General features: G+C 41.8%; 20 protein-coding genes. 12 read left to right on the top strand and 8 right to left on the bottom strand.

The window, feature by feature from the left end; all coding sequences use genetic code 11:
* Positions 1 to 154 precede the first annotated feature (154 nt).
* The 9 genes from PGR74_RS02670 to PGR74_RS02630 all read left to right on the top strand — a co-directional run bounded on the left by PGR74_RS02670 (position 155) and on the right by PGR74_RS02630 (position 9,163).
* The gene (locus PGR74_RS02670; RefSeq protein ID WP_041503588.1) at positions 155 to 484 is read left to right on the top strand and encodes a hypothetical protein; all 330 of its coding nucleotides are present in this window, start codon (positions 155 to 157) and stop codon (positions 482 to 484) included.
* Between the two features lie 2 nt (positions 485 to 486).
* Entirely contained in the window at positions 487 to 1,449 is a 963-nt protein-coding gene (gene bioB / locus PGR74_RS02665; RefSeq protein WP_041505006.1) for a biotin synthase BioB, read from the top strand.
* Positions 1,450 to 1,503: 54 nt separating this feature from the next.
* A complete protein-coding gene (bioA, locus tag PGR74_RS02660) occupies positions 1,504 to 2,772 on the top strand; it encodes an adenosylmethionine--8-amino-7-oxononanoate transaminase (protein WP_200889855.1) in 1,269 nt (422 codons plus the stop codon).
* Between the two features lies 1 nt (position 2,773).
* On the top strand, positions 2,774 to 3,931 hold the full coding sequence (locus PGR74_RS02655; protein WP_041503589.1) for an aminotransferase class I/II-fold pyridoxal phosphate-dependent enzyme: 1,158 nt from the start codon (positions 2,774 to 2,776) through the stop codon (positions 3,929 to 3,931).
* Position 3,932: 1 nt separating this feature from the next.
* Positions 3,933 to 4,580 (top strand): DUF452 family protein, encoded by a 648-nt coding sequence (locus PGR74_RS02650; RefSeq protein WP_052634644.1) that lies wholly within the window; start codon positions 3,933 to 3,935, stop codon positions 4,578 to 4,580.
* A gap of 2 nt (positions 4,581 to 4,582) precedes the next feature.
* The gene (gene bioC, locus PGR74_RS02645) at positions 4,583 to 5,377 is read left to right on the top strand and encodes a malonyl-ACP O-methyltransferase BioC (protein WP_052634646.1); all 795 of its coding nucleotides are present in this window, start codon (positions 4,583 to 4,585) and stop codon (positions 5,375 to 5,377) included.
* 21 nt (positions 5,378 to 5,398) lie between these two features.
* Positions 5,399 to 6,076 carry a dethiobiotin synthase gene (gene bioD, locus PGR74_RS02640; RefSeq protein ID WP_041503590.1) on the top strand — a complete coding sequence of 226 codons (678 nt, stop codon included), beginning with the start codon at positions 5,399 to 5,401 and terminating at the stop codon, positions 6,074 to 6,076.
* On the top strand, positions 6,073 to 7,884 hold the full coding sequence (locus tag PGR74_RS02635; protein WP_110688408.1) for a peptidase U32 family protein: 1,812 nt from the start codon (positions 6,073 to 6,075) through the stop codon (positions 7,882 to 7,884). Before bioD ends, PGR74_RS02635 begins: the two co-directional genes overlap by 4 nt.
* A gap of 169 nt (positions 7,885 to 8,053) precedes the next feature.
* On the top strand, positions 8,054 to 9,163 hold the full coding sequence (locus PGR74_RS02630) for a clostripain-related cysteine peptidase (RefSeq protein ID WP_181416480.1): 1,110 nt from the start codon (positions 8,054 to 8,056) through the stop codon (positions 9,161 to 9,163).
* Between the two features lies 1 nt (position 9,164).
* Here PGR74_RS02630 and PGR74_RS02625 read toward each other — a convergent pair whose 3' ends face one another.
* Positions 9,165 to 10,310 carry an amidohydrolase gene (locus tag PGR74_RS02625; protein ID WP_041503592.1) on the bottom strand — a complete coding sequence of 382 codons (1,146 nt, stop codon included), beginning with the start codon at positions 10,308 to 10,310 and terminating at the stop codon, positions 9,165 to 9,167.
* A gap of 384 nt (positions 10,311 to 10,694) precedes the next feature.
* Between PGR74_RS02625 and PGR74_RS02620 the strand changes: the two genes are divergently transcribed.
* The 3 genes from PGR74_RS02620 to PGR74_RS02610 are packed head-to-tail and all read left to right on the top strand — an operon-like array spanning position 10,695 to position 12,114.
* On the top strand, positions 10,695 to 11,090 hold the full coding sequence (locus PGR74_RS02620) for a hypothetical protein (RefSeq protein ID WP_041503593.1): 396 nt from the start codon (positions 10,695 to 10,697) through the stop codon (positions 11,088 to 11,090).
* Positions 11,091 to 11,131: 41 nt separating this feature from the next.
* Positions 11,132 to 11,596: a YqaA family protein gene (locus PGR74_RS02615; RefSeq protein WP_041504887.1), complete on the top strand. Its 465-nt coding sequence runs from the start codon at positions 11,132 to 11,134 to the stop codon at positions 11,594 to 11,596.
* A gap of 47 nt (positions 11,597 to 11,643) precedes the next feature.
* Complete coding sequence (locus tag PGR74_RS02610; RefSeq protein ID WP_041503595.1) at positions 11,644 to 12,114, top strand: YqaA family protein; 471 nt, start codon at positions 11,644 to 11,646, stop codon at positions 12,112 to 12,114.
* 95 nt (positions 12,115 to 12,209) lie between these two features.
* On the opposite strand, the gene PGR74_RS02605 is transcribed toward PGR74_RS02610, so the two are convergent.
* The 7 genes from PGR74_RS02605 to PGR74_RS02575 all read right to left on the bottom strand — a co-directional run bounded on the left by PGR74_RS02605 (position 12,210) and on the right by PGR74_RS02575 (position 17,608).
* Positions 12,210 to 12,794 (bottom strand): DUF4251 domain-containing protein, encoded by a 585-nt coding sequence (locus PGR74_RS02605; protein ID WP_041504888.1) that lies wholly within the window; start codon positions 12,792 to 12,794, stop codon positions 12,210 to 12,212.
* Positions 12,795 to 12,824: 30 nt separating this feature from the next.
* The gene (locus tag PGR74_RS02600; protein WP_041504027.1) at positions 12,825 to 13,583 is read right to left on the bottom strand and encodes a TPM domain-containing protein; all 759 of its coding nucleotides are present in this window, start codon (positions 13,581 to 13,583) and stop codon (positions 12,825 to 12,827) included.
* Positions 13,584 to 13,596: 13 nt separating this feature from the next.
* Positions 13,597 to 14,043 (bottom strand): TPM domain-containing protein, encoded by a 447-nt coding sequence (locus PGR74_RS02595; RefSeq protein WP_041503597.1) that lies wholly within the window; start codon positions 14,041 to 14,043, stop codon positions 13,597 to 13,599.
* 23 nt (positions 14,044 to 14,066) lie between these two features.
* Positions 14,067 to 14,657, bottom strand: a complete 591-nt coding sequence (locus PGR74_RS02590) for a LemA family protein (protein ID WP_041503598.1) — start codon at positions 14,655 to 14,657, stop codon at positions 14,067 to 14,069.
* A 117-nt stretch (positions 14,658 to 14,774) separates the two neighbouring features.
* The gene (locus PGR74_RS02585) at positions 14,775 to 15,974 is read right to left on the bottom strand and encodes an acetate/propionate family kinase (RefSeq protein ID WP_041503599.1); all 1,200 of its coding nucleotides are present in this window, start codon (positions 15,972 to 15,974) and stop codon (positions 14,775 to 14,777) included.
* A 25-nt stretch (positions 15,975 to 15,999) separates the two neighbouring features.
* Positions 16,000 to 17,001, bottom strand: coding sequence for a phosphate acetyltransferase (pta, locus tag PGR74_RS02580; protein ID WP_041503600.1), 1,002 nt, complete (start codon positions 16,999 to 17,001; stop codon positions 16,000 to 16,002).
* 139 nt (positions 17,002 to 17,140) lie between these two features.
* Complete coding sequence (locus PGR74_RS02575) at positions 17,141 to 17,608, bottom strand: hypothetical protein (RefSeq protein WP_041504028.1); 468 nt, start codon at positions 17,606 to 17,608, stop codon at positions 17,141 to 17,143.
* Positions 17,609 to 17,711 lie beyond the last annotated feature (103 nt).

Raw genomic sequence — 17,711 nt, 5'->3', positions numbered from 1 at the left:
CAAGTTTTATTTTTATTCGCTTTTACGATTAAGTCGACTTTTCTGTTTTTTTTGTTGAATCGCTAAATATAAAAAAATTTTAGTAAATTGCAGCCGTTTATTATATCCGCTGTGTTGGGAGTTTATGAACAGAAGATATTTTTGCTTTAGATGCATGGTATACTTTTCCAAATGGAATCGTAAGGGATATGCTATTTTTGCCTCTTTGAGAAAAGAGGTAAGGATAGCGACGTTATCGATAGATATTTGTAAGGTAGCATTAGGAAAATCTTCTTTAAAGGGGATAATCGTTGATTTTTCCGGAGTCTCAAAGAAAATCATGGTAAAGGATAAGAGAGAGGAGTCGGATGGCGGACTAAAACAGGTATGCGAGGTGGTATCATCATGTGTTGGTGCGGAGTTTCCTGTAAAGCATGGGAATGAAAAATTTAATATAGATGGGTATACTTGTTGTGAACAATGGGTATACCTTTTTTGTATATAGATATGTTAATAGATACATTGAAAGAGAAAATCTTTAAAGGACAGTCGATTACTAAGGAGGAGGCTCTGGAGTTATCCCTGATAAAGGATAAAAGGGCTTTATATGAGGCTGCGGGAGAGATACGGGATCATTTCGTCGGAAATTATTTCGATACTTGTTCGATTATCAACGCGCGTTCCGGACGTTGTTCTGAAAATTGTAAATGGTGTGCCCAATCGGCAGTTTTTCGGACAAAAGTAGATGAGTATGATTTAATCGATGAAAAGAGTTGTATTGAATTGGCTCGTTTGAATGCGACTTATCGGGTGAATAAATTTTCTTTTGTAACGAGCGGAAGAGCTCTTTCCGATAAAAATATAGATCGGTTGTGTGATTATGCCCGAAAGATAAAGCGAGGGATGGATATCAATTTATGTGCCTCCATGGGATTGTTAAACAAGACACAATTACTTAGATTAAAAGAGGCTGGTATAACACGTTACCATTGTAATTTGGAGTCTTCTCGTCGTTATTTTCACTCCTTGTGTTCTTCTCATACGACGGATGAAAAAATAGAGACGATTCGTGCGGCTCAAGAGGTAGGAATGGAAGTTTGTTCCGGAGGAATTATAGGAATGGGAGAGACGATGGAAGATCGCATCGATCTGGCTCTGATGATTCGAGATTTGGGGATTAAGTCAATTCCTATCAACGTGTTGAATCCTATTCCGGGAACTCCTTTGGAGAATGCAGCACCTTTGGCGGATGAGGAAGTATTAACGACGATAGCCGTGTTTCGCTTTATTCATCCGGATGCCTTTTTAAGATTTGCCGGAGGTAGAAATTTAATAGCACATATAGAAAAAGAAGCGATAGAAGCCGGAATTAATTCGGCGATTGTCGGGGACCTATTGACTACGGTGGGATCAAAGGTTATGGAAGATATGGAAAAAGTAGAGAAAATGGGGTTTATCACAAGAAAGTAAAATCGAAAAATGAAGGTTATGGAAAATTTTATTGAGACAATGACGACGGAAGCGATGCTTCGCTTTGATCGGGAACATTTGTGGCATCCTTACACCTCTACGGTAAATCCGCTTCCGGTGTATCCGGTGAAACGAGCTGAGGGCGTGTACATAGAATTGGAAGACGGAACCCGGTTAATTGACGGCATGTCTTCCTGGTGGTGTGAAGTACACGGGTACAATCATCCGAAAATTAATGCTGCTATTGAAAAGCAATTGAAAAATATGTCGCACGTGATGTTTGGTGGATTAACGCACCGTCCGGCTGTAGAGTTGGCTGCCAAATTAGTGAAACTGACCCCTTACGGGATAGAGAAGGTCTTTTTCAGTGACTCCGGTTCCGTGGCCGTAGAAGTGGCGATGAAGATGGCCCTTCAGTACTGGTACGCGCAGGGACGGGAGGAAAAACGACATTTTTTGACCATTACCAAGGGATATCATGGTGATACCTGGAATGCGATGTCCGTTTGTGATCCTGTTACGGGAATGCATAGTATATTCCGGGGAACTTTGCCCATTCACTATTTTGTTACTTCTCCCCGGGTTCGATACGGACAACCTTGTCGTGATGCGGATATAGAAGAGTTCAAACAGTGTTTGCGAAATAATCACAATCGTATCGCGGCTGTTATTCTGGAACCGATTGTACAGGGTGCCGGAGGCATGTGGTTTTATTCCGCCGAATACCTTTGGAAAGTCAAAGAGTTGTGTAAACAATATGATGTACTTCTGATTTGTGATGAAATTGCAACCGGTTTCGGGAGGACCGGAAAAATGTGGGGATGTGATCACGCGGGTATCGTTCCGGACATTATGTGCGTAGGGAAAGCGATCACCGGAGGATACATGAGTTTTGCAGCCACGATGACAACAGAAAAGGTAGCCACGGGTATATGCTCGAAAAATCCGGGTGTGTTTATGCATGGTCCTACTTTTATGGGCAATCCTTTGGCTTGTGCTGCCGCCAATGCTTCTTTGGATCTGATCATGAGCTATGATATCGACACGATGATCGGTCTAATCGAAAGGCAGATGCGGACCGAGTTGGCCCCGGCCGCACATTACAGTAACGTTGCCGATGTAAGAGTGTTGGGTGCCATAGGAGTTATCGAGTTAAGAGAACCCGTGGATATGGCCTATATCCAATCTGCATTTGTACGTGAGGGCGTATGGGTACGTCCTTTCGGTAAATTGGTATATATCATGCCGCCTTACATCATACGTCCGGAAGAACTTTCTCGTTTGACACAGGCTTTGTTGCGGGTTCTTTCTAACCTGAAATGATATGAACAGAGAGCGTTACATCAATAAATTAAATAAGATAAAGGAGTCTGGAAATTATCGGGAGTTGAAGGAGATTCAGCATAATGGTTTTTTGATCCACCATGACGGACGCGAAATGTTGAATCTCTCCTCCAACGATTACTTGGGACTCTCTTCCGATCCGCATCTGTATGAAGAATTTCGTCAGGAGACGGATGTGAAATTGCTATCGTACAGCGCCGTATCTTCCCGTTTGTTATCGGGTAATCATGAATATTACGGGGTATTGGAGAATGATTTGCGGGAATTGTACGGTAAGGAGTCAGCATTGGTATTCAATTCCGGGTATCATGCTAATATCGGGATATTGCCTGCGTTAGCGGGTAAAAAGGATTTGATTGTTGCCGATAAACTTGTACACGCGAGTATTATTGACGGATTGCGGTTGAGTGAAGCGGAGATGTTGCGTTACCGGCATTTGGATTATGGACATTTGCGGGAGATCCTGTTTAATCATAGGGAAAAATACGAGAATGTATTTGTTGTGACTGAGTCCATTTTCAGTATGGACGGGGACGTGTGTGATTTGCAGGAATTATGTGATTTGAAAAAAGAGTACGATACTTTTTTGTACGTGGACGAAGCTCATGCCGTTGGAGTCCGGGGAACGAACGGTTTAGGATGCTGTGAGGAACAGGGATGTATGGAAGATATTGACTTTATTGTCGGTACATTCGGTAAGGCCTTTGCTTCATACGGGGCTTTTGTAGTCTGTGACGATCTTTTTCGAGAATTTTTGGTTAATACGCAGAGAAGTTTGATTTTTACGACGGCATTACCGCCGATAAACGTGGCTTGGACTCGTTTTATTTTAAATCGTATGCCTGATTTTTATTCCAAGCGTTTGAAGTTGATGACGATTTCTGAACGATTGAGAAATACATTGATAAACAGGGGATTTGAAACCAGGGGAAATTCTCATATCGTACCTTTTTTATGTGGAAGTAACGAAAACAGTGTTTATATGTCTGAGCAATTCCGGGATAATGGTTTTTTTGTATTACCGGTGAGATACCCTACCGTACCTAAAAACGAGGCCCGAATACGGTTTTCTTTGAATGCAGCCATTCCGGAAGAGGATTACGAGTGCTTATTCGAATTTATTGAAGTGAGTTGTTAGGATGCGGAGAGTTTGGTTAAAAAAAAACGGTAACAAGCGGGTAATTCTTTTTTTTAGCGGATGGGGTTTGGACGAAAGAGCCGTAAGTCATATGACCGGGGAGTCGGACGTGTTGATGCTTTACGATTACCGGAACATAGAAGGTGAAAAAGCTCCGGTTTTAAACGGTTACGAAAGTATAGATGTGATAGCCTGGTCCATGGGTGTATGGGCAGCTTCCGTCTTGCTTCCCTTGTGGAATTTACCCGTGGACAGAAGTACGGCAATCAACGGAACGGAACGTCCCGTGGATAATCTGTACGGTATCCCTCTTCATGTGTATCTGCTTACGGAGAGGGGGATGGATGAGCGTGGAAGAGATAAATTTTTTGTTCGGATGTTATCGGGAACAGGGGAACGCACCCGGTTTAAACAACATCATCCGGATAGGAATTTGGAGGAGCAATTGGAAGAGTTGAAAGCCATCCGGGAACAATCCGATAGATTAAAAGGAGAAATTTGCTGGAATAGGGTGTATATTTCGGAAAATGATATTATATTTCCGGTGACAAATCAAGAGAACTGGTGGAGGGGACGAAGTGAAATAAAAAAAATAGTAGGGGGACATTATCCTTTTTACGTATTTGAAAACTGGGATTTAATAATATAAATATGGCTGTAAATAAACACGAGGTTGAACAGCGTTTTCGTCGTAGTATAACTACTTATAACGCTAACGCAATGGTACAAAAGGCGATGGCTGTACGATTAAACCGAATGGTTATGTCCAGTTTGGATTATATTCCTAAAAATATATTGGAGGTGGGATGTGGAACGGGATTGTTCACGGAAGAGTTAAGACGCTGTTTTAAGGAAGACGAGATCTATGTCAATGATATCGTCGAGGAAGTTTGTTCCCGTACAGCACGTTTGTATCAGGTCATAGCTTCTCATTGTTTACCGGGGGATATCGAGGAGATTCCATTGCCGGGGCGATTCGACCTGATTGTTTCTGCCGCTACTTTTCAATGGTTGAACGAACCGAAAGCGACTTTCAGAAAATTATCCGAACATTTGCGGGAGGACGGTTTGATGATTTTCAGTACTTTTGGAAAGTACAACTTGCGGGAAATTCGATTGACAACGGGGGGAGGATTAAGATACCGGACACAGGAGGAGTTGATGGGACTTTTGGAACCATATTTTAAGATTGAACAAATCCGAGAAGAGTTCAGGTTGATGGAGTTTGACGATCCTTTGGCGTTGTTACAGCATTTGAAGAAAACGGGAGTAAATGTATCCGGTGATAAACGGGTATGGACCAAGGGAAAGGTTCAGGAATTTATTGACGAATATAATGCTCGTTTTGCTATGGATGGGAAAGTGACCTTAACTTATCATCCCTTGTATCTGGTATGTAGAAAGAAACCGAGGATTATGAATACCTATGGCGTTGCCAGTTGGTAAATGTAAATATAGATTCACGATATGATATATTTTGTAAGCGGTATCGATACGGATACCGGAAAATCGATTATAACGGGGTTATTAGCCCGTTCATTACGAAAAAAAGGAGTTCGGGTGGTTACCCAAAAGTTTATACAGACTGGTTGTACCGGGATCTCTGAAGATATTTTAAAGCATCGGGAAATTATGGAAATCGGTCCGCTCGAAATAGATCGGGACGGAACGACTTGTCCCTACGTGATGACTTACCCTGCTTCCCCTCATTTGGCGGCGGAGATCGATCGTGTGACTTTGGATACGGACCGGATAGCGGCTTCTTCCCGTAAATTGGACGAGTTATACGATATCGTATTGTTGGAAGGGGCCGGGGGATTGTATGTTCCGGTCACCAGAGACTATTTTACCATTGATTATATTCAAGAGAAGAAGCACCCTTTGATTTTGGTTGCCTCTTCCAAATTAGGCAGTATAAACCATACGTTGATGAGTTTGGAGTTATGTCGTCAACGGGGAATAGAACTTGCCCTGCTGGTGTATAACCGATTTCCGAATGATAGCGAGTGGATTACAAATGATTCCATTACGATTTTTCAGCGTTATTTGCATGATTTCTTTCCTTCTTGCCGTTTGATAGAGGTGCCTGTCGTGCATGGGAAGGAATATCCTGATATAGAGGTGGGGCCGTTATTGTCGAAATGAGAAGATTAGAACTTTTATCCCCTGCCAAAAATTTGAAGGTTGCTTTGGCCGCCATTCAAAATGGAGCCGATGCCGTGTATATCGGAGGGCCTGCTTTCGGGGCACGAAAGGCGGTGGGAAATTCTATTGAGGATATTACACGATTAGTCTCTGTCGCTCATCGTTTTTATTGCCGGGTATTCGTGACTATGAATACTCTTCTTTACGATGAGGAGCTGTCAGAAGCGGAGAAACTGATAAAGGCGCTATACCGGGTTGGCGTAGATGCCATTATCATACAAGATCCCGGTATCCTGAAATTGGATATCCCTCCTATAGCCTTGCACGCGAGCACTCAAATGCACAATTACGAGTTGGAACGGATTAAATTCTTGGACAAGATTGGATTTCAACGGATTGTGTTGGCCAGGGAGCTGTCGTTGGAAGAGATAAAAAAGATCAGGCGGGAGGTAAGTGCAGAATTGGAATATTTCGTGCACGGCGCCTTATGTGTCAGTTTAAGCGGACAGTGTTATATGTCGCATTATCTATTGGGACGTTCCGCCAATCGGGGGGAATGTGCTCAGGCTTGCCGTATGAAATGGAACGTGGAAGATGCGACGGGAAAACTTTTGTTGAAGGAGAAGCATGTATTGTCTTTAAAAGACCTGAATCTTTCCGATCGATTGTTTGAGCTTGCAGAAGCGGGCATCGATTCGTTTAAGATCGAGGGACGCCTGAAGGATACTCCCTATGTCGCTAATGTGACAAGCTACTACTCTTCGCGGCTGAATAGGATCGTAGAGCGGGAAAGAGGTTATGCGCGCGTGGGGTCCGGTAGTGTATCGGCCGATTTTGAGGCTGACCCGGAAAGAAGTTTTAACCGGGGGTATTCGGAATATTTTTATGCCGGGAGATCCGTCGGTTTGGTTAATATGGATACGCCAAAATCCATGGGGAAAAAAGTGGCGGAGGTAAAATGTACCAGAGGAAACCGATTGCAGGTAAATGCTTTTGAAGAACTTCATAATGCTGACGGATTGTGTTATATGGAGAACGGGGAGTTGAAGGGTATAAAAATCAATACGGTGGAAGGTGAATGGTTGAATTGCAATGAAAAGGTGAATATCTCTCCCGGTACCCCGTTGTATCGTAATTACGATCATCGGTTTGTCGTCCGATTGGAAAAAGGAAATGCCGTTCGGAAAATAGGAGTAAGGATTGACGTGTGTACGGAAGATCGAAGATTGATATTGTCTGCCACGGATGAGGATCGGGTTCATGTTACTTTAGTAAGCGAAGAGCGTTTCGATGAGGCAAAACAGCCGCAACAAGCTGAAAGAATTTGTCAACAATTGAAAAAATGCGGGGATACGGATTTTAGATGTGATTCGGTTGAGTATCGTGGAAAAGATGTGTTATTCATACAGGCGGCCGTGTTGAATACGTATCGTCGACAGTTATTGGATAAATTGCAGGAAAAGCGCGAAGAGTTAAGGGTGAAATGGATACAAGAACCTTTGAACGGTGAGTTGACGTATACCGGAAATTCTGATTGGAAGCTAAATATCGTTAATAAATTTTCGCGAGAATTTTACCGGGAACATGGAGTACAGATTCCGGAAAAGGGATTTGAAATTAGAAAAGATTATTGCGGAAAAGAGGTGATGACTACTCGTTATTGTCTTCTATTCGAGTTAGATTTATGTCGCAAAACGAATAAGTGCAGTGACTTAAAGTTTCCGCTATATCTTTCTAATAATTTAGGGCGTTTTCGGTTGGAGTTTGATTGCCAGTCCTGTGTAATGAAGGTGATAGCTTTAAAATAAAAAGTTGTTCCTTTCTTTCCTGAAAAGCTGTTTTCAAATAATAAAATCCGTAACTTATTTATTCCTTATCTAATTTTGATCATAAAACCTTTTCAGATAAATGCTCCTTGATTTATTCAAGGGCTATTTTTTTCGTTTTTTTCGCTATATTTGTTCTATAAATTATTTTATGAAGATTTTGTTTGTTCGAGGAATTATAAGCATTGTCGTTTTCTTTTGTTTGGGTGCTTGTCATGATGAAAAGATAAAGCCTCAAAAGGAGAGGACTGTATTGGTATATATTGCCGGAGATAATAATCTTTCCTATTTTTCATCCCAGAATATGGAAGGAATGATGAAAGGAATGAAAGAAGATAACGGTAATTTAATTGTTTATTGGGACCAACCGAATGTTGCCCCGAAATTACTTGAATTGGAGGTGATGAAAAACGGTTCCGTAAAGCAACGGGTGATAAAGGAGTATAAGGAGGAAAATTCAGCTTCACCTGCCGTTTTGGCACGGGTTATTCGCGAAACACAAAAATTGTATCCGGCCAAATCATACGGATTGGTTCTTTGGTCTCACGGGACAGGTTGGTTTCCCGAGAGTCCATCCGTGAAAGCTCGGAGTTTCGGAGAAGATCATGGTTCCGAGATGGATATTAAGGAGTTGGCGGCCGTTATTCCCGATAAATCTTTTCATTATATCATTTTCGATGCTTGTCTGATGGGAGCCGTAGAAGTTTTTTATGAACTGAGGAATAAGGCGGATTATATCATTGCTTCTCCTACGTTAGTTCCTGCAAAGGGACTTCCTTACGAACAAGTCGTTCCTTATTTTTGGGGGGAGGATTCGGATTTGGAAAAGATTTGTGAAGTTTATTACGATTTCAATAATACGACGACGGAAACGGCTACGATCACTTTAATAAAGACTTCCGAGTTAGAAGCTTTATACGTCCTTTGTCAGGAAATCTTGGAAGGAAAATTACCGGAAGTACAGACCCAAGACAAGAGTAGTGTTTACCGGTATTACGTGCCGCTTGCAGTTATAAATTATACCTTTTATGATTTTGCCGATTTAATCCGTCAGGTAGCTACTCGGGAGGAGCTCGCTAAATTCGATGCCCAACTGAAAAAGGTAGTCCTTTATTGTGCGGCTACCCGATATTTTTGGGATTATGTTCCCGTGGATAAAGATAGATTTAGCGGTATCAGCACCTATGTCCCTTTTCCGGATTGGCCCGGTCTAAATAACTATTACTTCACGTTATCATGGTCTGGAGTATATGGATTGTGATTTATTTCGTGTTTAGAATCTCTTGGGCGATCGAGTAAAACATACCCGCGCCGGATTCGATGAGCTCGTCCGGAAAATCGTATTGGGGGGAGTGAAGCGGGGGACAATTTTCTCCGGCTCCCAACCCGAACATAGCTCCTTTGTACTCTTGGGTAAAAAGACCGAAATCTTCTCCCCAGCTAAAAGGAACGTTCATTTCCAGGTAGGGTAGCTTGTTGGTTTCCGCTGCCTTTTTTATGTGTTGGACAGCTTGCGGATCGTTCACATTGGCAGAAAAAGATTCCAGCCATGTTATAGCCGAATTTAAACCGGGAGTAGCTGCCGTTTCTATTTCGATCAGTTTTTCTAATTTCTGCATATGCAGACGGAGTAGCCGATCGTTTTTAGCACGTAGAGTTACCCGGATAACTCCTGTTCCCGCTGCTACCCCGTAGGCTTCTTCTCCAATATGGATTTCTACCAAGGTCGCCAGGAAATAATCCTCTTTCTCTATATCGTATTGATTCCATCCTGTAAGCGTTTCGACTATTCTAAAGGTTGCGTTTACGGGATTGATTCCTTTTAAAGGTTCTGCTGCATGAGCTGTTTTGCCGGAGAGTGTAATTGCCGCACTGATGACGGAACAGGTGAAACTACCCGGTTTACATAATACGGCGGACGCGGAAAATCCCGGAATATTGTGAAGAGCGAAAACGTATTGGATATGGTATTGGGGAAGTACGAGATCGGCCAAAATGGCGGATGATCCGCAGCCAGTCTCTTCTGCCGGTTGGAATAAGAGCAATACCCGTCCTTGTCTCATCGGTTTTTCGGAAAGCATTTGGGCCAATCGTAATAGAATGGTCGTGTGACCGTCGTGGCCGCATTTGTGCGATATCCCGGTACGAACCGAACGATAGGAAATATTATCTTTCGATTCATCAATAGCGACAGCATCCATATCAGCCCGAAACAAGAGGGTTGGTCCCTCTTCGGAAAAGAAATACTCAGCCAGTAAGCCGTGTCCTCCTATGGAGCGAATGATTTTAGTCGGATGAAACGGGCGGAGAGAGGTTTCGATAAAACGGGCTGTTTCTCTTTCCTTGCCGGAGAGTTCCGGTTGTCGATGTAATTGGTGACGGATCGAATCAAAAGAGTGTGTTTGCATATATTTATTATTTTATAAGCATAAAATCAGTATTTGAAAAAGAACGATCAAATAGAGTTGTTATAATGGAGTAAATAATAATTTTAATGATGTAATATATTGATTTTTAACACATTGTGTTATATGAAATAATTCTGCCGCAAAGATAAATATATAATATTATAAACCCAATAACTATTCGGTCTTTATTTTGTTGTGTTTGTCCTTAAAAGATCCCGATAGATTCTGAAACAGAGTGGACTCTTTTATTTGATTTATCGGGAAAAATAGGGGTATCGACCTTTGATTTGGATGTATATTTTGTAATTTTGAGTTGCTAAAGAACGTAAGTATCATTTTAAATCCAGTTGTTTAGCCGGATTTATGCTATAAATCAGATCGAGTATGATTCAAAGAGATTATCTATTGCGGCAGATGGAGGTGTTTTTCAAAGCGCTTGATGAGAGATTCAGAGGAAAGAATAAGAATGAATACGAAGATATATCTGTTATTTTAAATGAATTTTATTCTACCTATTTTCATATCGACCGGGAAAAAATAACAGGGGAGGGAGAACAAATTATTAGTCACTGTATCTTGTATGAGCCTGTGGAAAAAGCGGAGATGCTTTCCGAATTGATATTTAAAGATGCTGTTTTTACAGTAGATACTCGTCGGAAAAATTATCTATTCCGATTGGTATTAAAGCTATACGACTCTATCGAATGCAGGTCGAAAACCTATTCTTCTCAAAGAGAAAAAAAGAGAAGGGAGATAACCGATTTTTTATCGGGTAATTGAATATAAATTTGTAAGATTTTTGCGTTTTATAGGTAATTGTTATGGGATCATTGGTCGCTTGGGGATATTGGGGATTATTTATCGGCTCGTTTTTAGCATCGACAATCATTCCGATGAGTGCGGATCTCTTATTGGTAGGGGTACTTTCCTTGGGAGGGAATACATGGATTTGTTTGATAATTGCCACTATCGGAAATTGGTTGGGAGGCTTGACCTCCTATTGGCTGGGATGGCTTGGACGTTGGGACTGGCTCGAGCGCTGGTTAAAAGTGAAGCGAGAGCAATTGGAGAGACAGAAGGAAAAGATTGATCGATACGGGGTTTGGCTGGCTTTGTTCACTTGGCTTCCCCTTGTGGGAGATCTTTTTGCCATCGCTCTCGGTTTTTATCGCGTGAGCCCTAAAATGTCGGCTCTATATATGTTGGTCGGCCGTTTTGTCCGTTTTCTTGTTTGGACACTTTTGTATATTCGGTATGCCGATCGGTTTGTCGAATGGATCCGATGATATAACATACTTTGTTCGCTTGCGTTATAAGTGAAAAAGGTATTTTCATGGATTCACTTCTTGATTTAGGATATTTGGGTTTATTTATCGGTTCGTTTATTTCGGCCACTGTAATTCCGATGGGAGCGGATGCCTTATTGTTGGGGATGTTGGCAGCCGGGGGAAAACCTGTATGGTGTTTAGCCATCGCAACAACGGGGAATTGGTTAGGTGGGACGTTGACCTATTGGTTGGGATATGCCGGAAAATGGACGTGGATACAGCGTTGGTTTAAAGTGACACCCGAAAAATTGAAACGGCAGAAAAACAGAATTGAAAAATACAAAAGCGTTATGGCTCTTTTGGTATGGGTTCCTGTTTTGGGGGATCTTTTCGCGTTGGCTCTTGGTTTTTATCGTATTAATGCCGTGAAATCATTTATTTTTATGTTTTTCGGAAGGTTGATACGATTTTTGTTTTGGTTGGTGTTATACTTACTTTGGACGGATAAATTCGTAAAGTTTATTTCCCATTTGTAGGATATATCGATACCCGTGGAATCGGTTGGTGCGATCCGGAAATAAAAAAACGCCCGTACTGATTTCGACGTACGGGCGGTTTATTGATATCTTTTTCAGTTTTCGACACGGATCATCTTGTAATGATGGGATTCCTCTGCCGGTAAGATAAATCCGCTGAAATGGTGTGTCTGCGGAACACTATTGATACCGTTGGCATTCACGCCGGTTGTTCCTTCGCTGACGGTGATACTGGCAGCATTACTGTCTTTGGTCAGGATGACGGTTACCTCTGCGGCAAAAGGATGATTGACGTAAAATTTGTAAATCCAGTTTCCTCTTTTATCTTGTTTCTTTTCAACTTTTTTTATCGGTCCGTCTTTGATGAGCTCTATATAACTATCGCTTTCACCATACGCTAAATTAGCGACTAACCTTTTTCCGGATGAACCGACGACATTAGGACGATTCCGTAGGGTCAAACGTTTACCCTGGGAGTTGTACACCTCTTTGGTCTCGAAAGCCCAGTCATTGGCTTCCAACGCTTTTAAAGCTTTGTCATGTGCTATTTTAGCCTGTTCTGCTTCTGCTGCCTTTTTTTCCGCTCTGATTTCACGTTTGCTCTTTTTCTGAGTTTGCGCTTCTGCCATTGTCGGTATTAGTACTGCAATGGCCATTAAAATAAAAAATAGTTTTTTCATAATCATTGGTTTATAATTACACATATATCGTTACCAGCTTCCGCTGGCACCGCCTCCTCCAAAGGAACCACCTCCGAATCCACCAAAGGAGCCATTTCCGCTGCTGAATGAGCCGAAACCTCCGCTATTGCTCCCGAATGGAATACCTCCGATAAAAAACGGACCGGAGGAGTGTCCGGGAGAAAATCCTTTACGCCGCCGAATAAAAAGAAACAAAATAATAAAGAAGAAAAGGGGAATAAATACCAAAAGCGAACCTTCCGATTGCTGTTCGTACTCTTCCGCTGTAAATTCTCCTTTTGTCAGATCCATCAATACATTGGTTGCTTTGTTTATCCCTATGTAATAATTCCCTTGCTGAAAAGAGGGAATTATTTCGTTTCGGATGATACGAGAAGCTGTAATATCCGGAATAACACCTTCCAATCCGTAACCGACGGATAAGGCGACTTCTCCTTTTTCATTTCCTTTTTTAGGTTTGATCAGAATCAATATTCCATTGTCTTTCCCCTTTTGGCCGATACCCCATTTTTCGGCCAAACGAGCCGCGTAATCGTTGATGTCGTATCCATCCAACGAAGAGACCGTTACCACGGCGATCTGGGTTGACGAAGTTTTATTGAAATGGGATAATTTTTCTTCTAAAGAAGAGATCTCTTTTTTGTTGAATAATTCCGTATAATCATTCACCAGCCTTTTGGGTTGCATCGGCTCCGGAAATTTTTGGCTGTAACCGGATACGCTGATTAGGCTAAATATGAATAATATAATGAGTTTCTGGATGTTCATGTTATAATTCATTTTACTTTTCGGATGGATTGAATGAAATGTCATCGGGTAGTTCATTAACGTCGTCTTGCCGGTAGGGAAAAAATTCCTGTAATTGTTTTCCGGCCTGAATGACGGCTTCGCAAATTCCCTCCGTAATATATCCCTGTTTAAATTTTTCAATCATACGGTTTTTCAATTCGTCCCAATACTTGTCGGGAACTTTGGCATTGATCCCGGCATCTCCTAATATAGCCATTTTTTTATCGACCAAGGCGATATAGAACAAAATTCCATTACGAAGGGCTGTTTTTTGCATTTTTAAATTGGCGAACACATCCGCAGCGCGATCCAGAATTTCTTTTGGGCAGTGGTTCTCGATATGAATGCGAATTTCTCCGGATGTATTTTTCTCCGCTTCCCTAATAGCTGCTACCATCTTATCTTTTTGTTCTTCCGTGAAATATTTTTCTGGAGACATAATAACAGGATTGAGATTAGATGTTAGAATTTAACTTCCGGGGCTTTTTCGGCACCGCTTGAGGCTTCGAAATAAGGTTTAGGCATAAAACCGAACATCCCGGCCAAAATATTTTTGGGAAAAGAACGGATGTATGCGTTATATCCCTTTACCTCTTCATTGAATTTACGTCTTTCCACGGCAATACGGTTTTCTGTTCCTTCCAATTGGGCTTGGAGATCTCTGAAATTCTCATTTGCCTTTAAATCAGGATATTGTTCGGATATGGCCATCAAACGGGATAGGGCAGAGGATAATTCTCCTTGCATATTGTTGAATTTCTGTAAGGTTTTTTCATCCAGCTGATCGAAATTGATTCGCATTTGAGTGGCTTTCGCCCGGGCATCTGTTACCTGTGTTAAGGTGTTTTGTTCGTGTTCCGCGTATCCTTTTACCGTGTTTACCAAATTGGGGATGAGATCCGCTCGCCTTTGGTATTGGTTCTCAACATTAGACCATTGGGAGGATATGGTTTCACTTCTGGTTACCATTTGGTTATAGCTTCCTTGAAACCATGCAAAAATGCCGATAGCAATGATGGCTATTATGGCTAATACGATATAACTTTTTTTCATTTTTGTTTCTGTTTTATGTAAAACTAATAGATCGTTTTTACAAAGATAAAATAAAAATTCAAACTAAAAAACGAGGCCGCAGCAATGCGGCCTCGTTTTTAGCGGGACTTGTACTCGTCATTTTACCAAATTCATTGTATCTGTAGCAATTACCAATTCTTCATCGGTGGTAATACTCATAACGATTACTTTTGAATGAGGTTTTGTCAATATTATATCTTTGCCGCGAACACCGTCATTCGCCTTGGAATCGAAATCTATTCCCATGTATTCCATATGGGCGCATACCTGTTGACGCACCTCACAATCATTTTCTCCTATACCTCCGGTAAATATGATCAAATCAGCCCCGTTCAGTACGGCTGCATAACTACCCACGTATTTTTTTACATCGTGAGCTAAAATGTCTAAGGCCAAACGGGCTTGAGAATTTCCTTTTGCTGCCGCGGCTTGTAACTCTCTACAATCGGAAGAAACTTCGGAAACTCCCATCAGTCCCGATTTTTTGTTGATCAGATCGTTGGCTTGCGGGATGTTTAACCCCTCCTTCTCACAGATAAAAAGCAAAGCACCCAGGTCCAGATCTCCTGTACGGGTTCCCATGATGACACCCGCGTTCGGGGTAAATCCCATGGAGGTGTCTACCGATTTGCCATGGTCGATAGCCGTAATGGACGAACCGTTTCCGAGGTGACAGGTAATGATCTTCTTTTCGCTTATGTCCCAACCCAATATTTTACAGGCTTTTTCTGCAACGAATTTGTGTGAGGTCCCGTGAAAACCGTACCGACGGATTCCGTATTGTTCGTAATATTTATAGGGTAATCCGTATACGTAGGCTTCCTTGGGAAGAGTTTGATGGAAAGAGGTATCGAAAACAGCGACTTGAGGAACTCCGGGAAGCAGTTGTTCCATAGTCTCTATCCCTTTTAGGTTAGCCGGGTTATGAAGCGGTGCCAACTCGCAACAAGCGGCGATTTTTTTCTTTACATCGTCGTCGACCAATACGCTCTGGGAAAAATATTCTCCCCCGTGAGCTACTCGGTGTCCGACAGCGTTTATATCGTTTAAAGATTCGATTACGCCATAAGTCGGGTCGACAAGAGCTTTTAAGATAAGATTGATACCTGTGATGTGGTCCTTTATGGACTCCTCTATCTCGTATTTGTCCTTTCCTGAAGGTTTATGGGTGAAGTTCCCTTTCGGGAGACCGATTTTCTCAACCAATCCTTTGGCTAATACAACCGGTTCTTCTTTCATATCTAATATCTGATATTTGATGGATGAACTTCCGCAATTTAAAACTAATATATTCATGACATTCGGTTTTACGTGGGGTGAATTATTTACTTGCGGCTTGGTTTACGGTAATGGCGACTAAATTTACGATATCACTAACGGAACATCCCCGCGACAGGTCGTTAATCGGAGCTGCCATTCCCTGAAGTACTGGACCTACGGCCTCTATGCCGGCAATGCGTTGTACTAATTTATAGCTGATATTGCCTACTTCCAAACTGGGGAAGATTAAGACATTGGCTTTTCCGGCAACGGGACTACCCGGAGCCTTGCTGGAACCCACGGAAGGAACCAAAGCGGCGTCAGCCTGCATTTCGCCGTCGATCATTATGTCAGGAGCCATCTGTTTGGCTAATTCGGTTGCTTTTATCACTTTATCAACCAATTCGTTTTTTGCGGAACCTTTCGTTGAGAAACTTAACATGGCTACTCGCGGTTCTATTTTGGCAATGGCTTTAGCCGTACCTGCTGTAGCTACGGCGATTTGAGCCAACTCTTCGGCCGTCGGATTCGGAAGTACGGCACAATCCGCACATACGATTAACCCGTTTTCACCGTATTCCGGTTTATCGGTTAACAGGAGGAATGCCCCCGATACTACGGATATACCCGGCAATGTTTTTACGATTTGCAAAGCAGGCCTTAGTACGTCGCCTGTCGCATTTTTGGCTCCGGCAACCTCTCCGTCCGCATCCCCGTTCTTAATCATCAAAGTCGCTAAATAGAGCGGATTGGTTACTAATTTAAGAGCCTCTTCCTTGGTCATGCCCTTACTTTTGCGTAATTCGACAAGCATATCCGCGTAAACTTCTTTTTTCGGATGATTTTCAGGATCGATGATGGTAGCTTTCCCGATGTTTTTCAGTTCAAATTTATCTGCCAGCGTTTGTATTTCTGCCGGTTTACCGATTAAAATAATCTGAGCAATTCCTTCGTTCAGAAGAATATCAGCAGCCTTTAGCGTACGCTCCTCCGTCCCTTCCGGGAGTACAATTCTTTTGTTGTACTTTTTCGCGTTTTCTTTGATTTGTTCAAGAAGGTTCATAAGTATCTTTTTTATGATAAGTTGTTGTTCATTTCTTTCGCGAAAGTAGAAATAATTTAATCAATAACGTAACTTTTTGTAAGCTATTGTTCGCAATTTTCAAGAATATTGTCAAGCAGAGATTGCAAAAATCGCAGAATCATTCCTGGAGCAATTTAAAACGAATCCTTAATCTTTGGTTTTCCATATCGTAAGAAATGATTTTAAAAATACCGATTTCGGCTGTATTAGCCACGTGCCGGCCGATGCAGGCACACGTATCGTAACTGCCTATGCGTACGATACGTAGGGTTTGACTGACGTTCTCGGGTAATTTGCTGAGATCAATCTCTTCCGGAACATGATCTTTATCTACAAATTCTGCGGTTACCGGTAAATGCATACCGATGACTTCATTGACTTTACGTTCGACTTCGGCCATTTGTTCTTCCGAGGGAGACGCGGATAAATAATAATCACATTTGGATTTTTTCTTTTCAATGTGCGTGTTTTTAGATCTTTCGCAACCGAACATCCGGACCATCGTTTGATTCAATATATGTTCTGCCGTATGCATGGGAGGATGTTCTTGTTTATTATGATCGTTGAGTTGAAGTTGTTGTTCCATATTATCTAAATTTTTACGAGAATGAATCCATTGGAATGACAAATTTAATATTATTTCCCGGTAAAGGATAAATTTATTTATGTAGAAAGAAGGTTTCAATAGA

It is taken from the genome of Sanguibacteroides sp. AM78-02pH3A (assembly GCF_027666085.1).
Taxonomy (GTDB): domain Bacteria; phylum Bacteroidota; class Bacteroidia; order Bacteroidales; family Marinifilaceae; genus Gabonibacter; species Gabonibacter massiliensis.
The sequence above is the reverse complement of the archived record's forward strand: the minus strand, read 5'-3'. Positions and strand labels throughout refer to the sequence as shown.